This is a genomic window from Chryseobacterium viscerum (assembly GCF_002899945.2).
GTDB classification, from domain to species: domain Bacteria; phylum Bacteroidota; class Bacteroidia; order Flavobacteriales; family Weeksellaceae; genus Chryseobacterium; species Chryseobacterium viscerum.
Map to the genome: position 1 here is coordinate 276,193 of NZ_PPEG02000009.1, position 21,527 is coordinate 297,719.

The window sequence follows — 21,527 nt, forward strand, 5'->3', positions numbered from 1 at the left end:
TGAAGAGTAAAAAGATAATATGGTAATATAAGTTTCGGCGCACCAAAGGTGCGCCGAAACTAGTTTTATAACTGACTTAGCATTTTGATTCCAGTCTTGAACTTTTGATTCCTTTGTTTGACAAAGTCGAATCTTCGATTTCAAGACAAAAGAATTTAAAATCGAGAAGAAAACTCCTTTGCAAAATCTTCTAACTTAACATTTCCTGTTACAAGAGAACCATGATCAATAAAGTCCTTTTGTACAACTCCAGTTCTTATTCCTCTACCCATTTCAACATACAGTTCTGCCATATCCTTTGGAAGTCCGGCCTGCAGCATTCCGTTTAGGGCTTCTTCATCAGAAAATTCCACCCATGGAAGTTCCGGCTTATTGACTGAGGTTCCTAAAACTTTAGCAAAATCAGAAGCTTTTCGTACATCACTCACAATATATCTGATGCTGTTATTATTTTGGGCTTTCACAAGTTCTTCAGCAGCAGCTTTGGCAATATCAGTAGGGTGTACTACCGGTACTTCAATACCTGCAGAATAATTACTTCCAATAATGCCCGCATTCTGAATTAATGGAATATCATTGAAAAAGTTATTATAGAAATACCCGGCTCTTAAAAAAGTAAAAGCGGTATTTTCTACTTCATTGTATATTTTTTCAATATTATGAAGACCGGCAATCGGACCGTTTTCAACTGGAGATTCAGCACCTACACTGCTAAGCATAACCGCTCTTTTTACATGGGCATTTTTTAAAGCTTCAGCATAATTTTTTCCTGCATTGGTCGTGTTTTCCACAATCTTATCCGGACTGATCGCTGGAGGAGTCATTACAAAAACAGCATCTGCTCCTTCAAATGTTTGAGTTAAAAACTGAACGTCTGTGATAGACCCTATGGCCGGCGTTGCTCCCAGAGACTCAATATCCTGTTTTCTTGCATCGCTGCTGCTTATAACGATAATATCATGTCCTTCTGCAACTAATTGTTGTGCTAATGGTTTGGCTACATTTCCTAATGATCCTGTGATTATAATTTTCATAGGTAAAATATTTTTTTATTTCTGAGAACAAAGTTATATTTGTACTTACTTTTATACAAGTACTTACCCTAAAGTATGTAACTATGACAGCGATTAAAGAGAGTTCAACTATCCAGGAAAATAAAAAGACAGTACAGGATTGTCCAGTAATGTACGTTATGGAAAGAATTGGCGGATTCTGGAAACCCATTATCCTGTTCAATCTTTCCACAGGAGAAAAAAGATACAGTGAATTGAAAAAAGCAATTCCTGCCGTAACAGAAAAAATGCTGATCCAACATTTGAAACAATTGGAAGCAGATGGATTAATTATCAGAATAGCAAGACCTGTAGTGCCACCTCATGTGACTTATAAACTGAGTGAAGCAGGCAACAAACTTGCTCCTGTTATTGATGCTATGGCAGCATGGGCTTTTCAGGATATGGAAAGAAATAACAGTCAATATGCTGAAGAAAACAAATATATGCTGAATAACGATCAGAATGCCTTTAGCGAAAACCTTAAAAAATAAAACAGGCTCTTCAATTCGAAGAGCCTGTTTTTGTTATTCTATAGAAGGATTACAAAGACTGCATGTCAATGACGAAACGGTATCTTACATCACTTTTCAACATTCTTTCATAAGCTTCGTTGATGTCCTGCATTTTGATCATTTCAATTTCTGAAACAATATTATGTTCACCACAGAAATCCAGTAATTCCTGAGTTTCTGCAATACCACCAATTACTGAACCGGCTACAGACTTTCTTCCCAATATCATAGGAACAGTATTCAGAATAGGTTCTAAACCTCCCAAATATCCTACAAGAACATGTGTTCCATTAATATTTAACGTGGAAACATATGGATTTACGTCATGTACATAAGGAACCGTATCAATGATCACATCGAATTTTCCTTTTACAGAATCCATTTGTGCGTCATCTGTAGAAATAACAACATGATCAGCACCCAGCTGTTTAGCATCATCTGTTTTTCCCGGAGTTCTTGAAAACAGGGTAACTTCAGCTCCCAATCCCTTTGCCAGTTTGATAGCCATGTGGCCCAAGCCACCTAGCCCTACAACAGCTACTTTAGAACCAGGACCTACATTCCAGTGCTTTAAAGGTGACCAGGTTGTAATACCTGCACAAAGAAGAGGAGCTACAGCTGCAAGATCAAGATTTTCAGGCACTTTTAAAACGTGGTGAGAATCTACAACTACTTTTTGAGAATATCCTCCAAAAGTATGACCTCCCAAGTGCTTGTCCTTTCCGTTGTAGGTTCCTGTGAAACCATTCAGACAATATTGCTCCAGATCATGCTTGCAGCTTTCGCAATGTCCGCAAGAATCTACAATACATCCTACGCCTGCAAGATCACCTACTTTAAATTTGGAAACTTCGCTTCCTACCTTAGTAATTCTTCCCACGATTTCATGGCCCGGAACTGCAGGATACAAAGATCCTCCCCAGTCGTTTCTTGCGGTATGAAGATCAGAGTGGCATACCCCGCAGTATAGAATTTCAATTTCTACATCTTTTGAGGTTACTTCTCTTCTTTCAATATTCATTTCTTTCAGATCTGCTGTGGTAGACTCTGCACCATAAGCTTTTACTGTGATTGTACTCATTTTTTATATTTAGTTTAGGTTGATAAATTATTATATTCTTCGTCTGTTACAGGTTCCAGCCATTCCACAATTCCGTTTTGGGTATTAGGATTGATGGCAATATGGGTAAACTCACTGTTTGGAGCAGCCCCATGCCAGTGGATGACATCTGGAAGAATGTTGACAATATCTCCAGCATGTAAAACCTGAGCAGACTTCCCCTTTTCCTGATAGAATCCTGTTCCTGAAGTTACGATTAAAATCTGTCCACCGCCATGAGAGTGCCAGTTATTTCTGCATCCTGGTTCGAACAAGACATTTCCGATCTGACAGTTCAGGTTATCTTCATTGGGTTTAAGGATATGAACCCACGCTGTTCCTCCGGAGAAATAATCCGAAGGAGCTTTTTCCCCTTTCGGAAAGATGGTTGTATTAAAAGTTTCCATAACGATACAAAAGTCGAAACTTTCCCGTAAACCAGACTTATACAGATTACCGAATTACTTACCAATTTTACAGACCTTATTTCAATTACAAATGAAAGTGGTAATTTTGAATAGTAATAAAAATATACTTCATGGAAAATCAGGAGGTTGAAATCTATAATACGGTTTCGGAATATAATAAAATGGCGAATCATGAAACCCTGCATCCGCTGGTAAGTATCATAGATTTTTCCAAATCCGATCCTATTTGCCAGTATAAAAGAACGTTTGGGTTTTATACCGTTTTTCTGAAAGATGTAATGTGTGGAGACATGCAGTATGGAAAACACAGCTACGATTATCAGGAAGGAACTTTAGTTTTTATCGCTCCCGGGCAGACCTATGGAATTTATAATAAAGACAGATTTGTTCAGCCTGCAGGTTTTGCCTTAATTTTCCATCCGGATTTAATAAAAGGAACCAACTTAGGAAAAAATATCAAAGACTATTCATTTTTCTCTTATGATGTACATGAAGCGCTCCATCTTTCTGAAAAAGAAAGAGAAGTGGTATTGGATTGCTTTAAAAATATTAAACTGGAGCTGGAACAGGCTATTGATAAACACAGCAAATCTTTAATTGTTAATAATATTGAACTGTTCCTGAATTACTGCATGCGTTTTTATGACCGTCAGTTTATTACAAGAGACCATATCAACCAGGGAGTTATCGGAAAATTTGAAAATCTGGTAGATGATTATTTAAAATCTGAGAATCCCAAAAATATAGGTTTTCCCATGGTCAATTACTTTGCAGAAAAACTGAATCTTTCTGCCAATTATTTCGGAGACCTGATTAAAAAAGAACTGGGAATTTCTGCTCAGGAATTTATCCACAATAAACTTATTGATATTGCCAAAGAACAAATTCTGGATCAGGCAAAAACAATCAGCGAAATTTCCTATGATTTGGGGTTCAAATATCCACAGCATTTTACAAGACTGTTCAAAACCAAGGTAGGAATTTCTCCAAGTGAATACAAAATGCTGAACTAGTTTTTTCAACACTAATAGCACTAATCTTTTCACAAATAACACCATTATGGTAGTGGACATTTGTGCTTTCATTTGTGCAATTTGTGTTTAGATTTTTTTTAAACACTAATAACACTAACTTTTTTCACAAATAAGACAATGATGGTTTGTGAATATTTGTGTTTTCATTTGTGAAATTTGTGTTTAAATAATTAAATTTATAAAGAGAAAAGTTTCACAGTTTTAAAGATGACACCAAATCAGCAAGACACTCCTATTTTTGAAACCCGTTTCGGAAGAATTTTAGCGCTAAAAGAAGAAGGAATTATCAGGGCTAGAAGTATTCGTTATGCCTATTCTGAAAGATTTAAAAAACCTGTTTCCGTAGAAGCCTCTTTATCCTCAATGATTATTTCTCCGGAAAAAACTCCGGTATGTCCACAGGCCCTAAGCCCGCTTGTGGAAAAAATGATTGGAGCAACACCTGTCGAAAGTTTCGAGGTCGATGAATCTACACAATACCTTTCCATAACCCGTCCGGAAGTAATTTCTGAAAACGAAAAACTTCCTGTTGTAGTTTGGATTCACGGAGGTTCTCATGAGATAGGGTGTGGCGATCTTGCCACTGCCGATCCTGCGGAATGGGTGAGGGAACAACATATTGTCGTGGTTGCTGTTTCATATCGCTTAGGATTGTTTGGTTTCTTAGGTGGAGATCAGGATAGGCCCGCTAATCTTGGGCTCTTGGATATGATTGAAGCATTGAAGTGGATAAAAACCAATATTGCAGATCTTGGAGGTGATGAAAATAATATTACCCTTCTCGGACAGTCTTCAGGAGGTGATGCCATTGCACACTTAATGATTTCAGAAGGAGTGGAGAATTTATTTCAGCGTGTGATTATTCAAAGTGCTCCTTTGGGGCTACGGCATAAAAGACAGAAAATGTCTGCGGAATTTCTGACAAAAACAGAAATATTGAAAGATGAAGCCGATGTTTTAAAAATGATGGATGGGTACAGAAAATTTTTACCATCGGTAATAAAATATGGTTTGAAAGCAGTCATGCCTTTTGGTACTCAATACGGATATTTTCCTTTGTGTAAAGAAGAGGAGTCGGTAGAAATGTGGAAAAAGAATGCTCAGAAATATGATGTGTTGATTGGTTTCAATAATGACGAAACTGCTTTTTATCTTAAAACATCCGAAGCTTTAAATAAATATTTCGGGAAAGGGCTGGGATTAACAATTATGGATAAAGCTGTAGAAAAAACCACCGCACTTATCTATGGGAATCCGGCAAGACAGTTTGCACAGAATCTGGCTGAAGCTGGTGGAAATGTCTATCTTTTCAGAATTCATTCAAAATTAAAAGACAATCCTATCGGGGCGCCGCATTGCATTGACCTTCCTTTGATTTTTGGGAATGAGTCAGCCTGGAAATCTTCCGAACTGCTGAAAGATATTCCCTGGAGTCGTATTCATGAGAATGGTAAAAAGCTGAGGGCACTCTGGGCTGAATTTGCCCGCACCGGAAAGATATCTGATACCTCAGAGAGACCGGAAATCCTGGAACTCAGAAAAATGTAGCCACACATCAAAATTTATAAAATCTCTCATCTTAACAAACTTCTCAACGGAAGACGTAAACATTCCCCTTCTCTGGATGAGTGGCGAAAATTCAAAGAATTTTTGACGGGTAGTTCAGCCATATCTTCAATATTCACTTGTTTTTATGTGAATTATGTATGTTTAATCGTGTAGTTGATATTGAATATGTATTCATAATTGTTATTTTTAATGTATATTTAATTACTAAACCATAAAAACAGTCATTATGAAAACAAACAAAGATGTTAAAGTAAGAAAATTGAACCGTCAGGAATTGAAGAGTTTAAAAGCGGGAGATATTAACAGAGGTAAAGTATGCTGTACTTCCAACGAAGATGGACAATGCTGTGAATGGGCGATAGATGTTTGGAATTGTCAATATATCTATTGCTAATATAATGTCTTTCCCTTGTCAAGGTTTTAAACCTTGACAAGGGTCATTGAAAGAGAGATTTTAAAATTTAATCTTATTCAGGAATCCAGACACTCACATTTCCTGCCGGAGCAGGAAAATCTCCCCATCCGTTTTCATCAATGGTTACTTTATTTTTGGATCTTTTCAACAGATCTTTGAATTTTTTTCCGGCATAAAGCGTTCCCACTTCCATAGGCTTGTTGTAAGAATCTTTATTACTCAGAACAACAGCACATCCGCTATGTTCATCATCACCCATACGTACCCAGCCAAGACAGTTGGCATCTTCAAAATAATCCTGCTGGTCACCATAGGCATGATCTTTCCTCGCTTTTAATAATTCTTCAATACCATCTACTTTGGGCATAAATATTTCCTGATCATTGCCTTCTCTATCTTTATCCACATAATGAGCTCCATAGAGATCAGGATAAAAAATACATGGATAGCCCTCTTTTCTCAATAAGATAAGCGCATAGGCAATTGGTTTGAACCATGGTTCTACAGGAGCTTCAAGATCTTGTAAAGGCTGTGTATCATGATTGGCCACCAAACTTACAGAATGCATAGGATCTGCCTGAGTAAGAGTTTCTTCAAAAATTCTCCTGAGATCATAAGAATCTCCTTCTCTGGAAGCTGTATGGAAATTATTCTGTAACGAACTGTCAAAAAGACTCATGCAGCCTTCTGTCACTTCAATATATTTTTGAAGCAGATGAAGATAGCCGGGAGCCCAGTATTCTCCAACAGCAAAAATATCTTTTCCTGAATTGGAACGGAGCAGCATAAGCCATTCTTTATAAAAATCAAAAGAAATATGTTTTAGAGCATCCAGTCTCACGCCATCGAAATCAGTCTGGTCAAAGTACCATTTTGCCCAATTATTGAGCTCTTCCCGTACAAAAGGATTCCGGTGCTCAATATCATTATACATCAGGTAATCATAATTTCCTTTTTCATCATCTATCATTTCCTCCCAGTCATTTCCGTATTCTGACTGTATTTTGAAGATATGGGAATCCATACCTTCTGCATAGTCCACGCCGCTGAAGCAGGTGAAGTTCCATTCAAAATCAGAATATTTTTTTCCTCTTCCGGGAAAGGTAAATTTGGTATAAGATTCTATTTCGATAACATCGGAAATTACTTTTTCCCTGTTCTCTTCATCTACTTTTACGACTTTGAATTTTTCCAGTTCATCACCGCCGGCTTTATGCCCCAGCACAATGTCTACAATGACCTGTATATTTTGTTTCTTTAAGGCTTTAATTGCTTTTGTATAATCGTTTTTAGTGCCGTATTTGGTAGGAAGGGTTCCTTTTTGATCAAACTCTCCAAGATCATAAAGGTCGTAGGCATCATATCCGATAGAATAACCGCCATTGGTGCCTTTATAGGCGGGAGGAAACCATACAGAAGTAATTCCAAGTTTTGCTAAGTATCCGGCCTGTTTTTCGGCTTCTTTCCACAATTTTCCGTCGCCTTCAGAATACCAGTGGAAAAACTGAATCATGGTTGGGTTCATAAATTTGCTGATTTGGTTGATACAAGGTAGCGAAAAAATATGACCTATTCATTTTCGAATTCTTCAAACGGGATTTTTAGTTGAACGGAAATCTGTTTTTTTTCTTCCGTATTCAGTTGGGAGAGTGACAATCCGAGCAAACGTACTGCTTTGTCAAAAGGTCGGAGTTCCCAAAGTTTTTTTCCGGTGCTGAAATATTGTTCCGGGGATGAAAAATAATCTTCCCTTGTTATACTTCTTGTGAAAAGAGAGAAATCTTTATATTTTATCTTTAGAGTTAAAGTCCTTCCGAGAATATTATTTTTCTGTAATCTTTGATGAAGTTCTTCTCCAAGACTTTCCAGTTTTTCGTTGATCTGCTGTTCATCCAGAAGATCTTCAAAGAAAGTTCTTTCTACAGCTACACTTTTCTGAATACGATGAGGTTTTACTTCGGAAGTATGAATCCCACGTACGACATTGTAATAATGCTGGCCGGACTTTCCAAAAAGCCTTACCAGATCTTCGAGTGATCTTTTCTTGAGATCTTTTCCTTTATAAATTCCTAAGCTAAACATTTTATTGGCTGTCACTTTTCCAACACCATAAAATTTTTCTACAGGTAGTTCTTCCAGAAAATGCTCCATTTTATCGGGATGAATGGTTTTCTGGCCATTCGGTTTATTGATGTCAGAAGCTACTTTAGCCAAAAACTTGTTAACTGAAATACCTGCAGAAGCTGTAAGCCCGGTTTGTTCAAAAATTTTCTGACGGATTTCTTTGGCGATGAGGTTGGCAGATTCCATCCCTTTTTTATTTTCCGTGACATCCAGATAGGCTTCATCCAGAGAAAGGGGTTCTACCAGATCAGTATATTCATAGAAAATTTCCCGGATCTTTTTGGAGATCTCTTTATATCGGGCAAATCGGGGAGGGACAAAAATAAGATGCGGACATTTTTCTTTGGCTGTCTTACTGGGCATTGCAGACCGTACTCCATATTTTCTGGCTTCATAGCTTGCTGCTGCAACCACGCCACGATGTTGTCCTCCAACCGCAATAGGCTTGCCTTTCAATGTAGGATTATCATGCTGCTCCACGGAAGCATAGAATGCGTCCATATCTACATGAATAATTTTACGAAGAGGCAAAGAAAAATCCATATACAAAGATATGGATTCCTTTATTTACGGTAAATTTTTTATAGGAAGGAAGTTTGAAGCTGGAGGCTTGATGTTAATGTGGTCGATAGAGAAATTTATAACCCGACTTATTGAAAATTAATTAAAAGAATACCCGATTATTTATTGCACTAAAACTACTTCGATCTTCCTGCTTCCAGCCTTTTTCTATTTCAGTCTCATGGTGAGAAGGTGAGGCTCGAAACCTGCTTTTTCATAAGCTTTTATGGCAGATTCATTTTGAGCATATACATCCAGTCTTATTTCATTGATTCCTCTTGATTTTGACCAGGAAATAAGTTCATCAGTAATCACTTTATTGATTCCTTTTCCTCTGTGTTCCGGCTTTACGTACATAAACCCCAGATAAGAATACTTCTCGAATTGATTGTAATATTTTTCCGATTTTTTGATCAGGGCATATCCTGATGCAATAATCTCGTTATTTTCTTCAGCAACGATTACAGTTGCATCCGGAGACTGTATCAGAGCCTTTAAATCATAATAATGAATCTCTCCTTCAATAAGTGTACTGTTGAAAGGTCTTTCTGCCGTAACAACTCCCTGTTCGAATTCTAAAAGAATTTCTAAATCCTTTTCTGTAGCTTCTCTTGTGATCATGGTGTTTAATAAATAAAATTTTAAAACTCATTGAAATCAGATGATTTTCAATGAGTTTTTATGTTTTTCGAATTAAAATAAATGATGATTATTTTAAAAGTTTGTCTATGGTTTGCTGAAGTTCAGGGTCTTCGGGTGATATTGCGTAGTATTTTGCAATAGATGATTTCTGATCAATCACCATGTATCTTGGGATCCAGTTAAGATCTACATAGTTATTGAAATCATTTTTCCATCCGGAAGCAAACCAGTAATTTTCTTTGTCTTTCATATCAAATCTTTCCAGACTTTTTTCAAACCCTTCTTTTGAACGGTCTAATGATAGAAAAACAAAATCAATATTTTTGTTATTTTCTTCTAATTCCTTTGCTTTGGGAAGGGCATTTAAGCAATCTCTACACCATCCTGCCCAAAAATCGATAACCAGAACTTTTCCTTTATGCTGATCAAGAATCTGCTGAATGGTAATGGCTTTTCCATCTTCATCTTCCAGTTTCTGTTGTAACGCTTCCTTTGAAAATCCTGTTTTAAGAGTGGCCGGGACTTTTTGTGAATAGCTAATCCCAAAAATACCCATCATAAAAATTAATATCAACTTTTTCATCTCGACAATTTCATTTGTACAAATCTAAACAATGAATTGCAATCTGAGATTGATTTCTGTTGAATTAGGAAAAATTTATAATATTGATGGATTCTATGGGATATGAGAATGTGTAAACCACCCCGTCAAAAATTCTTTGAATTTTCGCCACCCCTCCGTGGGAGGGGAATATTACGTCTTCAGTTGTTGTATTTGTGAAATATTTTTATTGATAGTTTTTAATCAAGCCTTTTACAACGGCAATTACGTTGGGCATTGCTTTGTTAGCAGCATTTAAAACTTCTTCGTGAGAAACGGCAAAAGCTACATCTGGTCCGCCAAGGTCTGTGATCACGGAAATACAGAATACATCCATTCCCATATGTCTGGCAACGATTACTTCGGGAACAGTACTCATTCCTACCATATCGCCACCAATGGCTTTGATCATACCATATTCGGCAGGAGTTTCAAAAGTTGGTCCCTGTAATGCCACATACACTCCCTGATGGATTTTAATATGATGGTCAGCAGCAGCCTGTTCTGCTATAGCAATCATTTTTTTGTTGTAAGGCTCGCTCATATCCACAAAACGAGGTCCAAGCTCATCAATATTTTTTCCACGAAGCGGATGCTCAGGCATCATGTTGATGTGATCTTTCAGAATAACGATATCGGCAACGCTGTAAGCAGGATTCACTCCGCCACAGGCATTGGAAAGAATAAGATTTTGAATTCCCAATAGATGAAAAACTCTTACAGGGAAAGTCACAGTTTCCATTGAGTGCCCTTCGTAATAATGGAAACGGCCGCTCATCATCAGGACTTTTTTTCCTTCCAGAAGTCCATAAATGAGCTTTCCGGTATGTCCGGCTACTGTGGTTTGCGGAAAATGAGGAATGTCTTTGTACTCTAAAACATGGATCGGTTCTATTTCATTTTGTAGTTTCCCCAGCCCGGATCCTAAAACGACTGCAAAATCAGGGGTTTCCTGAATAATATTTTTAATAAAATCTGTAGTCTCTTTAATTTTTTCTAACATAATCTAAGATGATTTGATTGAATTCTTCTTTCTTATCAATAAGTACATTGATAGGCCAGTAGTAAACAATATCTCTAAGATAGTCAAAAGTTTTCAGACGTACATAATCTTTCTCTGTGGTTAATATCAGTTTATATTCTCCTAATTTTTTATACTCAGCAACGATTTTTTTAATATCATCATCGGTGAAATTATGATGATCTCTGAACTTTAAATGTTTTACCCTTTTTGAAAATTTTGCAAGATGTTCCAGAAGCGGTTTAGGATTGGCGATTCCGGTGATCAGTAAAATATCATAATAATTCAGGTTGTTATCCGGAAGCATTTTATCTTTTCCGTATACATTTTCGTCATAACCAATGGATGAAAAGAAAACTTTCTGCCCATAAGAAGGTCTGATTCTTGAGATGTAATATCTTTTTGTTTCCTCAGTAAGCTCATCAGGACATTTGCTGACCATAATGATGTCTGCTCTTTTGTAACCGGATCTTGATTCTCTGAGATCTCCTGCCGGAAGCACATAATCTTTAAAAAAAGGATCATTAAAATCAGTCATCAAAATATTGAATCCAGCCTTAATAGCTCTATGCTGCATGGCATCATCCAGTACAAGAACCTGAAGGTCCATATCATCAATTACTTTTTTAGCTCCGGGAACACGTTCTTCTGAAACGGCAATAACAAAACGGTTTTTAAAACGTTCAAAAAGCTGCATGGCTTCATCACCCACTACTTTGTAGTTGCTTTCGTAATTGGTTACTTCATAACCTTTGGTCAGCCTTCCGTAACCTCGAGAAAGCACACCTGTTCTGTAATGTTTGGATAAATACTGGGCAAGATACATCACCATGGGTGACTTCCCGCTTCCACCCACAGAAAGGTTTCCGACATTGATTATCGGTGTCTTGAATTTTGTCGACTTAAAAATTCCCAGATCATACATCGTGTTCCGGATACCCGTTACCAAATGATAACCAAGGGAAAAAGGATAAAGGTACCATCTTTTCATACGATTGCAAAAATAGGAATTTTCACAAGCATTTTGAGCAATATTCTCAAAGACTTTTCAATAAATATTTCGTTAAATTAAAGTATTTTTGTGGAGTTATTATAATACATTGAGATACTTTATAGAATTTTCTTACAACGGAAAGAATTATTTTGGCTACCAGATACAGCCAGATGCTATTTCTGTACAGGAGGAACTGGAAAAAGCACTTTCCACTATTTTAAGGGAAGAGATTAAAACGACAGGAGCTGGTAGAACAGATACGGGTGTTCACGCCAAGAAAATATTTGCCCATTTTGATACAGAGCAGGAATTGAACGATCAGTTTCCACGCAGGCTGAATGGCTTTCTGCCGCCTGATATATCCATTAAAAGGATTTTTCCGGTAAAAGATGATTTTCACGCCCGTTTTGATGCGACTTACAGAACGTATGAGTATTATATCTCACTTGAAAAAAATCCATTCACACAAGAATCTGCCTGGCAGCACTGGAAAAGAACTCTTGATATTGATAAAATGAATGAGGCCTGCAAAATTCTTTTTGAGTATGAGGATTTTACCAGTTTTGCAAAATTAAAGACTGACAACAAAACCAATATCTGCAAAATGTATAAAGCAGAATGGGAACAAAATGGAACGGAACTGAAATTCACCGTTTCGGCCAACCGTTTTCTCAGAAATATGGTTCGTGCTATTGTCGGTACCATGGTAGAAATAGGAACCGGAAAGCTGCAGCCGGAAGATCTTCGTCAAGTGATTGAAGATAAAAACCGAAATGCAGCAGGAACTTCAGCACCAGGGCATGGATTGTATCTGGTGGATGTGGGGTATGAATTTTAAATAAAAAACTAAAAACAAAATAATAATCATGTTATCAATTTTCATTCTTATCGGTGCCTACCGATATTATGCACAGCTAGCCGAAAGGTTTGGGAAAACAAAATGGCATTACGGTCTTTTGGCAATAGGTATTTATTTGGGAACCCAGATTATTTTAGGACTCAGCTATGGTGTTTATTTAGCTTCAACAGATCCTGAATCTTTAGACAATGTAAATTATACAGGGTTTTCAGGAATTAACATCCTAAGTTGGTTAATCTCTATTGTAGCAGTTTGGGGAGTTTATAAACTTCTTGAAAACAAATTTATAAGAGAAAGACCAACAAAAACAATTGAAATTGAAGAAATAGGGAAAACTATTGATCAGTAAGAACCGGAACATTTTTCTTTTTAGTATTAGAAATTAAGATTCCAATAGTATTGTGAATTTCAAAGAGTTTGCAGGCAGAAGTCATTTCATTTGCGGAGAAAAAAATTGGGAAGCAGCAGCGGGATATGTTTTGGGCTGGATACAAAAGAATGCTTAATATATTCATATTGTAAATCATAGGTATCTGAAATTTTCTATGACGATTTGTTGAAGTTGTAAAGGCTGGCAATTTATAAAGTCTTATTTTTGCATAGAATTTTATTTTAATTCTTTCTTTCGATTCGTACAATGAAAAAACAAGATACCTGGGAGATTATAAAAAGGCTGTTCTTTATCGGAATGAAATTTCGTTCATGGTTCATCCTTACTCTTATAATTTCCATCATCCTTTCAATAGTTTCTACTTATAGACCTTATCTTACCATGCAGGTGGTGGATAATGATATTACAAAGCTGCATGACAAAGCTTTGATGATGAAACATATCTATATCCTTGTAGGATTGGTATTTGCAGAAACGATTTTAAACTTTTTCTTAGTGTATTTCTCAAATTTTATCTCGCAGAATGTGATCCGGGATATAAGAGAAAGGTTATATGCCAAGCTGATTTATTTTAAGACCTCATTTTTTGATAAAACACCTATCGGGCAGTTAGTAACGCGTGCTGTAGGAGATGTGGAAACAATTGCGACGGTATATACAGATGGTTTCCTGATGGTATTCGGAGATATTCTGAGAATTCTGTTTGTATTGGTGATGATGTTCAGTACCAATGTTCACCTGAGTTATATTACGCTGGCTATTTTACCTTTAATGGTGCTTATTACAAGATTCTTCCAGAAAAGACTTAAAAAAGCTTTTGGGGATGAAAGAAACTGGACGTCCAATCAAAACTCTTTTGTTCAGGAAAGGCTGGCCGGAATGTCGATTATTCAAGTATTCAACAGACAGGAATCTGAGTTTAAGAAATTTGATGATATCAATATTACATTGAAAGGAGCGTTGTTGAGAACGGTATTTATTTTCTCACTATTCTTTCCTGTAGTGGAGCTTATTTCTTCATTATTCATAGGATTTATCCTTTTCTACGGAGGGTATATTACGATCAGTGCCGGAGTAGTGATTGCCTTTATTCAGTATATTTCAATGTTGATCCGTCCTTTGAGGCAGATTGCAGACCGTTTCAATAATATCCAGAGAGGAATTGTAGGCGCAGAAAGGGTGTTGGGATTAATGGATGAAGAAAACTCAATGCCGAACCACGGAACGGTGAAGAAAGATCATTTTGCCGGAAAAATTGAATTCCAGAAGGTGCATTTTGCCTATGATGAGAAACAAGAAGTTCTGAAAGGAATTGATTTTAAAGTAAATCCAGGCGAAACAGTAGCGATTGTAGGAGCTACAGGTGCCGGAAAATCTACTATTATCAGTTTGATCACAAGATTATATGATATCAATTCCGGGAATATTCTGATTGATGATATTGATTTAAAAGACTATGAACTATATAATCTGAGAAGCCATATCGGAGTGGTATTGCAGGATGTTTTCCTTTTCCATGGAAGTATTTTTGAAAACCTTGCGTTCGGGGATGACAGCATAACGCTTGATAAAATAAAAGCTGGAGCCAGAGAAATTGAAGTAGATCAGTTTATCGAGCAGCTTCCAGGCGGATATGATTATGTAGTAAGTGAAAGGGGTTCATCCATTTCTTTAGGTCAGAGACAATTGCTGTCTTTCCTGAGAGCTTATTTATCCGATCCGAAAATTTTAATTCTGGATGAAGCAACGTCTTCCATAGACCATGAAAGTGAAAAACTGATTCAGAGAGCGACGGAAAAGATCACTAAAAACAGAACGTCCATTATTATTGCCCACAGACTTTCTACGATTGAAAAAGCGGATAAGATCATTGTAATGGAGCACGGGAAAATTGTAGAAGAAGGCAAGCACCTTGAGCTTCTTGATAAAAACGGATATTACTCTACTCTGTACAAAGCTCAGCTGCGTCACGAAGTAGAAGTGGAGGACGAAAAAGAATCGTAATCCAGGAAGAAATCATTCCTGAGAAATTAAATAAACAAAAAAGAGAGCCATTTATGACTCTCTTTTTTTATGAAGCAGGCTAACCATTTACATTGATTATTTTAACCATAAAAGGCACAAAAGTTTTAAACACTTAAGTTTTTTAGAAGCAAGCTTTATGCATAATAAGTATACCTAAGTTTTGTAAAAATCTTTGATTTTCATCTTATGTGAGCTTTTCTGTGACATCTTTTAAACTTACTTAATGTGGACTCAAGTATTTTAAAACGAAAGCTTTTGTGTCTTTTGTGGTTTTGTAAGGTTGAGACTACTTTTATGAATAAATCTTAGAATTTTAATTTTTTAGTGATTACTTTTCCATCTTCCAGGACTGCAGTTACAGTAATAACCAGATTCTTCTGATCAACCGGATATTTGAATTCTGAAGATTTGACATCTGTTTTTCTCATCAATAACCTTCCTGAAGCATCATAAATATGCACTGAAGAGATTTTCGTATGACTTCTTACCGATACAGAATTTTCATCTTTAAAAATAGAAGGTGAATTTTTCAATCCAGCATTTTCTACCGCTAATAAGCCCTGAGACTCAATAATTACAGAGTAATCTTCCACCTGTCCGTATTTTGGAGTATAGCAGGCTGTTACAGCCGTACCATTGAATTCACCAATCACTCTCATCCTTAAAGGAGTATTGAGAACTGCACTGGCTGGAGGGGTTACCTGAGCGGTTGCAAATGAGCCGTTACTCACCCCGCTTTGGTTAAGAACCAATTCTGTAGATTCACTAAACTGACCGTCATTATTATAATCAATATACGCTTTGATAACGTGAGCATTGTTTGTTCCCGGAGCTACAGTAAGGGTTGTAGCTGAGTTTTGAGGAATAGTGGTTTTTGAGATACCTGAGCAATAAGTGCCGGTAAAGTTCTCATAAAAATTATTGGCAGCCTGTTTAAAATTACTGGAGTAATTGTTGATGCTGCCGAATTTTACTGAAGTAATTCCTACATTGTATCCTCCAGGATTCGTGATTGAAGCAGGAGTACATGCATTCGTTAATGTTGCACTGTTATTAATAGTAGTTGTAGATGCTACCGGTGAATTGATTAATGACAGTCTGTACTGTAAAAGCTGTGCGGTTGCTCTGTCAGTCTGCCCCTGGGTAAATAAATTTCTGAAGCAGTACGTATATGCCATCACATTTCTCTCCCCTCCACTGTATAACTGACTGGTACAAGGGTTAATCTGTCCTGTCTGGCAGGTATGAGGAACAGTAGAGTGGTAAAGGCTTTTCATAGGCTCTGTATCACAAACAAGATCTCCATCCAATGTACAGTCGTTGTTTACAGGGCAGTCTCCTGTCGTTTCATTATATCCCTGATGGGTATGTCTGAGACCTAAAGCATGCCCGAATTCATGGGCTAAAGTCTGAGCATTCACGGCAGAAGCACTTGTAGCCATAAAAGCATAGTCATTGCTTCCTCCAGGATAATAGGCAAAACCATTCAGGCCTCCGGAGTTGGATGTTAGTTTTTTAACAACATAGATATTGTAATATTTTGAAGTATCCCACATTCCCATTGCGGTAATTTCAGAAGCTGTTACAGCATTGGTCGTATTATCGTTATTTACCCCTCCGCTTACATATTTGGGAAGTGTGGAAGCATTGATTCTGTTGATTCCATTAGTCGCATTACAGCTGGGATCCTTGGTTGCAAAAACAAATTTAACAGGAAGTACAGCACTTGTTCCGGACATTCCACTGGTAGAGTTGCCGGCAAAGACCCCGTTGGTATAATTAACCCAAGCAATGATATCGGCATCAGACTTATTATTGGTAGTACCTACAGCACTTCCATCACCTACAACATGTACAACAACAGGAATTTCATACACCTGGTTGTTGAGTTTTGAAGCGAGCTTTCCGCTTTTGATCATTTTTGATAATTTCAGGTTGAAAGCATCATCCTGTGCTTTCTCTTCCGGATACCTTTCATAATGTTTTTTCATTAATTCATCGGTTCCGCATTCCTGAAACTCCAAACTTTGTGAATAAAAATGAGAGCAGAATGCTCCTGAAATAAGCAGAAATAATAATTTTTTCATAGTATTTTTCATTTAAGAGTTGTGAATCTAAAAATAAATAAAAAATACTTATAAATAATTAACGCTTTTTTAAACTACAGAAAACAAAATTCTGAACAGTCCCAAAAGGAGTCATATGATCTTCAGTCATACATTTTATCTTGTCAAAACTTGCTTCAAATCTTCCGGATAATGACTCTTCATCGTACTGCTGGATATCCAATCCGCTGCATTTGGTGGGACCGTTTTTGGAAAAAGTTCCGAGGATCATAAAGTTATTCACATTCTTCTCTGCAATATCAATATATTTTGAAACCTGTTCCGGACTTGTCAGAAAATGAAATGCTGCTCTGTCATGCCAGATGTCATAGGTTTCCGTAGGTTGGAATGCGGTAATATCCGTGGCGATCCATTTTACTTTAGTGGCTGTATCTCCCAGTCTTTCCTGTGCTTTTTCCAAAGCTTTGGTAGAGATGTCAAGGACCGTGATATTTTCATAGCCTTCTTCAATGAGAAAATCAACAAGATTGCTGTCTCCACCGCCAATATCGATGATGCGGGCTTCTTTTCCCAATCCTGATGACTTGATAAAGTCAAGCGAGGTCTGAGGTTTTTTCTGGGTCCAGCTTACCTGATCCGGATTTTTGGTTTCGTATACGTTTTCCCAGTAGTTTTTGTCGTCAGAAGAACTCATGATTCTTTTAATTGATTATTGATCTCTTCAAATTTATTGATTAATTCGTTAAGTTTTCTTTCTTGTTTCTTTATGGTTCTCGGTCTCAGATAAAACCAGTTGAAAGCGATCCAGGCCAACGTAATGGCATACGCCAGAGCACTAGAACTAAAGGTCATTCTTGAAGTGTATTCATACATATAAAAACAAATTCCCAGAAACAACATGATAAAATACAAGTTGAGTATCGTTGTCTGCATAAACTTCTGCTTGCTTTTTACCACATATAAGCTTTGGAGATACTCATTATTGGACTGTGTCTGGTCAATTTTGTAAAACACCATAAACATTTTGTTATAGGCAAGCAGGAAGATAACCATGGCCAGAATAACCAGTACGATACCGATCTTTGTAGTAATCATTTGAGGCTGATAGCGATACCAGATAAAAATAATTAAGAGTGAAGTTGTGATTAATGCAATGTTGGCAAAGATCAATCTGCGTAGATTTTGGTTTCTGAATTTTTTCAGCTTTCCGAGAAGCTCTTCAATATTGGGTTTGCTGGAAGTCTGCTGCTTCCATATATTTTTGAAATCTATATTAGTAGCCATTTTCTTTAAACTTTTGCGTTAATTTTTCTTTTATCCTGTGAATTTTTACCCGGATATTAGATTCTGAAAGTCCTACGATGTGGGCTATTTCAGCCTGCTTTACCTCTTCCAGTTCCAATGAAATGATGATTCTGTCTGTTTCAGGCAATTCTGAGATAAATTGATAGAGCAATTGTATCTGAGGTTCTATGGATTCCTGTTTTTTCTCTTCCAGGTTGATGGGTAAATCAGTTTTGGTAAATTTCTTTTCCTTCTCAATCTGCCGGAGACAGTTATTGGAAGCAATTCTGAAGATCCATGTTCCTACGCTGGATTCATTCCTGAATTTCGGAAGCTGCTGCCACACAATAATAAATGTTTCCTGAGCAAGATCCTGAGCGAGGTCAGTATTATTCACATATCCCATGCATAGACGGAATATCCTTTGCCAGTAGAGTTCGTATATCTCTTCAAAAACCATTATTTCGCAGATAAAAAGTGAGTAAGCTGATTAAAATACCAATCTTTGTCATCGTACATAATGAAATGTAACCCTTTTGAAGCATACTGCATATTGGTGTTTTTCAGGTTTTTATATTGCTCTTCAATTGAAGGTTTTAAATTTACGAAAAATGACTCCAAAAGAATAAGCGAAGGACACTGTACATTTTTTATTTTGTCTCTTAGATCGGTATTGGAAAAATCACAGTACATTTTGGCAAAGGTTTTTCGGTCTGATTTCATACTCCAGCCGATCACAGTTTCCTGCATAGAAGGATCAGCCAATAGGCGGGGGATAGTCTGGGTCTGCATTTTAAGGAACTGCTCATCATTCATCGCTGTTAATTTCTCGATGGTAGAGGTACAGTCGTTGTTTTCTTTAGAAGTAAAATTAGGATCTGACAGCGCTGCCAGACAAGGAAGAGTATCTACAATGACGATCTTACCTACAAGCTCCGGATAGTCTGCTGCAATTGCCAGAGCAAGCCCTCCTCCCATGCTGTGTCCAATGATAATAGGTTTATCAATTTTATGAGTCTTTATATAAGTGGCAATTGCTTTTTCCCAATCTTTAAAACTGGCATCTGCCTGTGGTTTTGTTCCTGCAAATCCGGCCATTGTTAAGGTGTAACAGGTAAAGTTTTTTTCAAATTTTGCAGTTGTTTCGTTCCATACGTCTCCTGAGGAAGCAAACCCTGGAATAAATAGTAAAGCCTGAGTTCCTTTTCCGGTCTTTTTTACTTCAAACGGATATGCTGTTTCTTGTCCGAATATATTGCATACTGCTAAAAAAAATAACATGATAATAAGAAGGAATGTGAATTTTTTCATGATTTCTAAAGTTTTAAGGTTTATTTGTCTTTTAGAGACGAACCCTTTAAAAATGTTACAATAAATTTTAATTTTTTTGAAAAAAAGTTTAAAACTTTTATTATTTATTTTTGTAAGTAATTGTAAAATAGTGCTTTGTGATTGTTGTTTATAATGAAATATAAATAAGTAGCTAGGAGTACTAGAAGAAAAATCTCAATCTTAAAACAGTGAAAAGAAATAACTTAAGTGGATTGTATACAGCATGAAAGCCTTTAAAAATGAATATTTTACTGTATATTTATCACATATGGATCGATGAGGAAGCTTATATCCATAAGCAAAATAAATTTTAAAAAATGAACTTACCACCATACTCAGATTTCCCCACCATCATCGGAGACACGATTGTATTAAGAAAAATAGAATCCAGTGATGTTCCTGATATCATTTCTATATCATATTACGATGCTGTAGCTGCTGCCAGCGTAGATGAAGCAGTAGCAATGCAGGATAAGATCAATGCAGATTATGCTAAAGGAGATTCTATACATTGGGGAATAGCGGATAAGTTTTCCAATAAAATTGTAGGGACTTGCGGCTATTACAGAGGACTGGACCAGGGAGAGGGAGAGCTTGGCTGTGTGCTTCTTCCGCAGTATTATGGGAGAGGGTATATGACACAAGCAATGAAAATGGCTGTACAATTTGGATTAGAGACCATACAACTCACCCATATAGGAGCAATCACCTCTAAAGATAATGAAAGCGCAATAAAACTAATGGAACGCCTGAATTTTGTAAAGATCGCAGATTTACCAGATAATGAAATTGAATACCAGTATATTACATCCTGATAAACTCAAAATATTTAAAGCAGATTAATCTACTATTCTTCCGTAAAATCTGCTGATATCAAAATAAAAACCTGGAATTTTATATTTGCCTTTTTCAAATTCCTGATAATCACACTTCCCATCGTGGCTTTGTGCTTTGGTTTCCATTTGAAATCTGTTCAAAAGTACATATTCATCAGTAACGGAAATGACATGAAAACCTGTTTCACATTTCAAACCATCACCGGAAGTAAGAATTGCTCCTAATAACCCGTGGAAGTTTCCTGCAATTTTTTTGGCAGTGTCATCATCGTTATTCAAATGGTACAAATAAGCGAGATAATTCATGGCACGCAGATCCAGTGGATTTTCATCCAAAGCATCCAGGAACAGCTGGATTCCTTTCGAAAGATCTTTTTGTGAAATACCTTCACCACGATAATATTTGGCTACTTCTTCCGCTTTCTTCCCTATTTTATAAGGTTTATATTCTTTTTGAAAGGTATAACCGAAGTAAAGATGGCGGTATTGATTGGTTGTAAGAAGCGTATCATTCTTTTTTAAACTTTTTAAAAGTTCCGGATAATAGAATTCTGAGTTTTTATTCTCAATATTTTTTTGAATTAAAGCATAATCCGGTGCTTTGAATTCCAGCTTCTGAGCCTGTAAAAAGCTAAGCTGTATTAAAAAGAATAATAAGAAGAATGCTTTGGTATTCATG

The 21,527-nt window shown here is 36.7% G+C and carries 23 protein-coding genes; 8 read left to right on the forward strand and 15 right to left on the reverse strand.

Features of this window, described 5'->3' with window-relative positions; all coding sequences use genetic code 11:
* Window positions 1–155: 155 nt before the first annotated feature.
* Window positions 156–1,034, reverse strand: coding sequence for an NAD(P)H-binding protein (locus C1634_RS20865; RefSeq protein WP_109739071.1), 879 nt, complete (start codon window positions 1,032–1,034; stop codon window positions 156–158).
* A gap of 83 nt (window positions 1,035–1,117) precedes the next feature.
* Here C1634_RS20865 and C1634_RS20870 point away from each other — a divergent pair, with 83 nt between their 5' ends.
* Window positions 1,118–1,546 carry a winged helix-turn-helix transcriptional regulator gene (locus C1634_RS20870; RefSeq protein WP_103233288.1) on the forward strand — a complete coding sequence of 143 codons (429 nt, stop codon included), beginning with the start codon at window positions 1,118–1,120 and terminating at the stop codon, window positions 1,544–1,546.
* Window positions 1,547–1,595: 49 nt separating this feature from the next.
* Here the strand turns inward: C1634_RS20870 and C1634_RS20875 are convergent, their stop codons facing one another.
* Window positions 1,596–2,648, reverse strand: coding sequence for an NAD(P)-dependent alcohol dehydrogenase (locus C1634_RS20875; protein ID WP_103233289.1), 1,053 nt, complete (start codon window positions 2,646–2,648; stop codon window positions 1,596–1,598).
* Between the two features lie 14 nt (window positions 2,649–2,662).
* Window positions 2,663–3,073, reverse strand: coding sequence for a cupin domain-containing protein (locus C1634_RS20880; RefSeq protein WP_103233290.1), 411 nt, complete (start codon window positions 3,071–3,073; stop codon window positions 2,663–2,665).
* A gap of 131 nt (window positions 3,074–3,204) precedes the next feature.
* Here C1634_RS20880 and C1634_RS20885 point away from each other — a divergent pair, with 131 nt between their 5' ends.
* From C1634_RS20885 to C1634_RS26140, 3 genes are all read left to right on the forward strand, one after another.
* On the forward strand, window positions 3,205–4,107 hold the full coding sequence (locus C1634_RS20885) for a helix-turn-helix domain-containing protein (protein WP_109739072.1): 903 nt from the start codon (window positions 3,205–3,207) through the stop codon (window positions 4,105–4,107).
* A gap of 228 nt (window positions 4,108–4,335) precedes the next feature.
* Window positions 4,336–5,676: a carboxylesterase family protein gene (locus C1634_RS20890; RefSeq protein WP_103231905.1), complete on the forward strand. Its 1,341-nt coding sequence runs from the start codon at window positions 4,336–4,338 to the stop codon at window positions 5,674–5,676.
* 247 nt (window positions 5,677–5,923) lie between these two features.
* Window positions 5,924–6,091, forward strand: coding sequence for a hypothetical protein (locus C1634_RS26140; RefSeq protein WP_153816327.1), 168 nt, complete (start codon window positions 5,924–5,926; stop codon window positions 6,089–6,091).
* Between the two features lie 73 nt (window positions 6,092–6,164).
* On the opposite strand, the gene C1634_RS20895 is transcribed toward C1634_RS26140, so the two are convergent.
* The 6 genes from C1634_RS20895 to lpxK all read right to left on the reverse strand — a co-directional run bounded on the left by C1634_RS20895 (window position 6,165) and on the right by lpxK (window position 12,052).
* On the reverse strand, window positions 6,165–7,637 hold the full coding sequence (locus tag C1634_RS20895; RefSeq protein ID WP_103231906.1) for an alpha-amylase: 1,473 nt from the start codon (window positions 7,635–7,637) through the stop codon (window positions 6,165–6,167).
* Between the two features lie 44 nt (window positions 7,638–7,681).
* Window positions 7,682–8,779: a DNA polymerase IV gene (gene dinB / locus C1634_RS20900; RefSeq protein ID WP_109739073.1), complete on the reverse strand. Its 1,098-nt coding sequence runs from the start codon at window positions 8,777–8,779 to the stop codon at window positions 7,682–7,684.
* A gap of 186 nt (window positions 8,780–8,965) precedes the next feature.
* Window positions 8,966–9,418: a GNAT family N-acetyltransferase gene (locus tag C1634_RS20905; protein WP_103231907.1), complete on the reverse strand. Its 453-nt coding sequence runs from the start codon at window positions 9,416–9,418 to the stop codon at window positions 8,966–8,968.
* A gap of 88 nt (window positions 9,419–9,506) precedes the next feature.
* Window positions 9,507–10,022, reverse strand: coding sequence for a TlpA family protein disulfide reductase (locus tag C1634_RS20910; protein WP_109739074.1), 516 nt, complete (start codon window positions 10,020–10,022; stop codon window positions 9,507–9,509).
* Between the two features lie 205 nt (window positions 10,023–10,227).
* The gene (locus tag C1634_RS20915) at window positions 10,228–11,043 is read right to left on the reverse strand and encodes a purine-nucleoside phosphorylase (RefSeq protein WP_103231909.1); all 816 of its coding nucleotides are present in this window, start codon (window positions 11,041–11,043) and stop codon (window positions 10,228–10,230) included.
* Complete coding sequence (gene lpxK / locus C1634_RS20920) at window positions 11,027–12,052, reverse strand: tetraacyldisaccharide 4'-kinase (RefSeq protein WP_103231910.1); 1,026 nt, start codon at window positions 12,050–12,052, stop codon at window positions 11,027–11,029. The genes C1634_RS20915 and lpxK overlap by 17 nt, the downstream gene beginning before the upstream one ends.
* A 109-nt stretch (window positions 12,053–12,161) precedes the next feature.
* Between lpxK and truA the strand changes: the two genes are divergently transcribed.
* The 3 genes from truA to C1634_RS20940 all read left to right on the forward strand — a co-directional run bounded on the left by truA (window position 12,162) and on the right by C1634_RS20940 (window position 15,309).
* Window positions 12,162–12,893 (forward strand): tRNA pseudouridine(38-40) synthase TruA, encoded by a 732-nt coding sequence (gene truA, locus C1634_RS20925; RefSeq protein ID WP_103231911.1) that lies wholly within the window; start codon window positions 12,162–12,164, stop codon window positions 12,891–12,893.
* A 28-nt stretch (window positions 12,894–12,921) separates the two neighbouring features.
* Entirely contained in the window at window positions 12,922–13,263 is a 342-nt protein-coding gene (locus C1634_RS20930) for a hypothetical protein (RefSeq protein WP_103231912.1), read from the forward strand.
* 288 nt (window positions 13,264–13,551) lie between these two features.
* Entirely contained in the window at window positions 13,552–15,309 is a 1,758-nt protein-coding gene (locus C1634_RS20940) for an ABC transporter ATP-binding protein (protein WP_109739075.1), read from the forward strand.
* Between the two features lie 326 nt (window positions 15,310–15,635).
* Here C1634_RS20940 and C1634_RS20945 read toward each other — a convergent pair whose 3' ends face one another.
* From C1634_RS20945 to C1634_RS20965, 5 genes are read right to left on the reverse strand one after another with little or no spacing between them, the layout of a single operon-like run.
* Window positions 15,636–17,417, reverse strand: a complete 1,782-nt coding sequence (locus C1634_RS20945) for a M43 family zinc metalloprotease (RefSeq protein ID WP_165835373.1) — start codon at window positions 17,415–17,417, stop codon at window positions 15,636–15,638.
* A 58-nt stretch (window positions 17,418–17,475) separates the two neighbouring features.
* The gene (locus C1634_RS20950; protein WP_103231915.1) at window positions 17,476–18,090 is read right to left on the reverse strand and encodes a class I SAM-dependent methyltransferase; all 615 of its coding nucleotides are present in this window, start codon (window positions 18,088–18,090) and stop codon (window positions 17,476–17,478) included.
* Entirely contained in the window at window positions 18,087–18,680 is a 594-nt protein-coding gene (locus C1634_RS20955) for a hypothetical protein (protein ID WP_103231916.1), read from the reverse strand. Before C1634_RS20955 ends, C1634_RS20950 begins: the two co-directional genes overlap by 4 nt.
* A complete protein-coding gene (locus tag C1634_RS20960) occupies window positions 18,670–19,140 on the reverse strand; it encodes an RNA polymerase sigma factor (protein ID WP_103231917.1) in 471 nt (156 codons plus the stop codon). Before C1634_RS20960 ends, C1634_RS20955 begins: the two co-directional genes overlap by 11 nt.
* On the reverse strand, window positions 19,140–19,991 hold the full coding sequence (locus C1634_RS20965; RefSeq protein ID WP_109739076.1) for an alpha/beta fold hydrolase: 852 nt from the start codon (window positions 19,989–19,991) through the stop codon (window positions 19,140–19,142). The genes C1634_RS20960 and C1634_RS20965 overlap by 1 nt, the downstream gene beginning before the upstream one ends.
* Window positions 19,992–20,329: 338 nt before the next feature.
* Here C1634_RS20965 and C1634_RS20970 point away from each other — a divergent pair, with 338 nt between their 5' ends.
* Window positions 20,330–20,827 carry a GNAT family N-acetyltransferase gene (locus tag C1634_RS20970; protein WP_103231919.1) on the forward strand — a complete coding sequence of 166 codons (498 nt, stop codon included), beginning with the start codon at window positions 20,330–20,332 and terminating at the stop codon, window positions 20,825–20,827.
* Between the two features lie 24 nt (window positions 20,828–20,851).
* Here the strand turns inward: C1634_RS20970 and C1634_RS20975 are convergent, their stop codons facing one another.
* Window positions 20,852–21,526 carry a DUF4919 domain-containing protein gene (locus C1634_RS20975; protein WP_103231920.1) on the reverse strand — a complete coding sequence of 225 codons (675 nt, stop codon included), beginning with the start codon at window positions 21,524–21,526 and terminating at the stop codon, window positions 20,852–20,854.
* Between the last annotated feature and the right edge of the window lies 1 nt (window position 21,527).

Excerpts from the sequence above, each read along its gene's own strand:
- C1634_RS20930 (WP_103231912.1), top strand. The coding sequence starts at position 12,922 with ATGTTATCAATTTTCATTCTTATCGGTGCCTACCGATATTATGCACAG.
- C1634_RS20950 (WP_103231915.1), bottom strand. The coding sequence starts at position 18,090 with ATGAGTTCTTCTGACGACAAAAACTACTGGGAAAACGTATACGAAACC.
- C1634_RS20960 (WP_103231917.1), bottom strand. The coding sequence starts at position 19,140 with ATGGTTTTTGAAGAGATATACGAACTCTACTGGCAAAGGATATTCCGT.
- C1634_RS26140 (WP_153816327.1), top strand. The coding sequence starts at position 5,924 with ATGAAAACAAACAAAGATGTTAAAGTAAGAAAATTGAACCGTCAGGAA.
- C1634_RS20895 (WP_103231906.1), bottom strand. The coding sequence starts at position 7,637 with ATGAACCCAACCATGATTCAGTTTTTCCACTGGTATTCTGAAGGCGAC.
- C1634_RS20940 (WP_109739075.1), top strand. The coding sequence starts at position 13,552 with ATGAAAAAACAAGATACCTGGGAGATTATAAAAAGGCTGTTCTTTATC.
- C1634_RS20870 (WP_103233288.1), top strand. The coding sequence starts at position 1,118 with ATGACAGCGATTAAAGAGAGTTCAACTATCCAGGAAAATAAAAAGACA.
- lpxK (WP_103231910.1), bottom strand. The coding sequence starts at position 12,052 with ATGAAAAGATGGTACCTTTATCCTTTTTCCCTTGGTTATCATTTGGTA.
- C1634_RS20975 (WP_103231920.1), bottom strand. The coding sequence starts at position 21,526 with ATGAATACCAAAGCATTCTTCTTATTATTCTTTTTAATACAGCTTAGC.
- C1634_RS20965 (WP_109739076.1), bottom strand. The coding sequence starts at position 19,991 with ATGAAAAAATTCACATTCCTTCTTATTATCATGTTATTTTTTTTAGCA.
- C1634_RS20890 (WP_103231905.1), top strand. The coding sequence starts at position 4,336 with ATGACACCAAATCAGCAAGACACTCCTATTTTTGAAACCCGTTTCGGA.
- C1634_RS20880 (WP_103233290.1), bottom strand. The coding sequence starts at position 3,073 with ATGGAAACTTTTAATACAACCATCTTTCCGAAAGGGGAAAAAGCTCCT.
- C1634_RS20875 (WP_103233289.1), bottom strand. The coding sequence starts at position 2,648 with ATGAGTACAATCACAGTAAAAGCTTATGGTGCAGAGTCTACCACAGCA.
- C1634_RS20915 (WP_103231909.1), bottom strand. The coding sequence starts at position 11,043 with ATGTTAGAAAAAATTAAAGAGACTACAGATTTTATTAAAAATATTATT.
- dinB (WP_109739073.1), bottom strand. The coding sequence starts at position 8,779 with ATGGATTTTTCTTTGCCTCTTCGTAAAATTATTCATGTAGATATGGAC.
- C1634_RS20905 (WP_103231907.1), bottom strand. The coding sequence starts at position 9,418 with ATGATCACAAGAGAAGCTACAGAAAAGGATTTAGAAATTCTTTTAGAA.
- C1634_RS20885 (WP_109739072.1), top strand. The coding sequence starts at position 3,205 with ATGGAAAATCAGGAGGTTGAAATCTATAATACGGTTTCGGAATATAAT.
- C1634_RS20945 (WP_165835373.1), bottom strand. The coding sequence starts at position 17,417 with ATGAAAAAATTATTATTTCTGCTTATTTCAGGAGCATTCTGCTCTCAT.
- C1634_RS20910 (WP_109739074.1), bottom strand. The coding sequence starts at position 10,022 with ATGAAAAAGTTGATATTAATTTTTATGATGGGTATTTTTGGGATTAGC.
- C1634_RS20970 (WP_103231919.1), top strand. The coding sequence starts at position 20,330 with ATGAACTTACCACCATACTCAGATTTCCCCACCATCATCGGAGACACG.
- C1634_RS20955 (WP_103231916.1), bottom strand. The coding sequence starts at position 18,680 with ATGGCTACTAATATAGATTTCAAAAATATATGGAAGCAGCAGACTTCC.
- C1634_RS20865 (WP_109739071.1), bottom strand. The coding sequence starts at position 1,034 with ATGAAAATTATAATCACAGGATCATTAGGAAATGTAGCCAAACCATTA.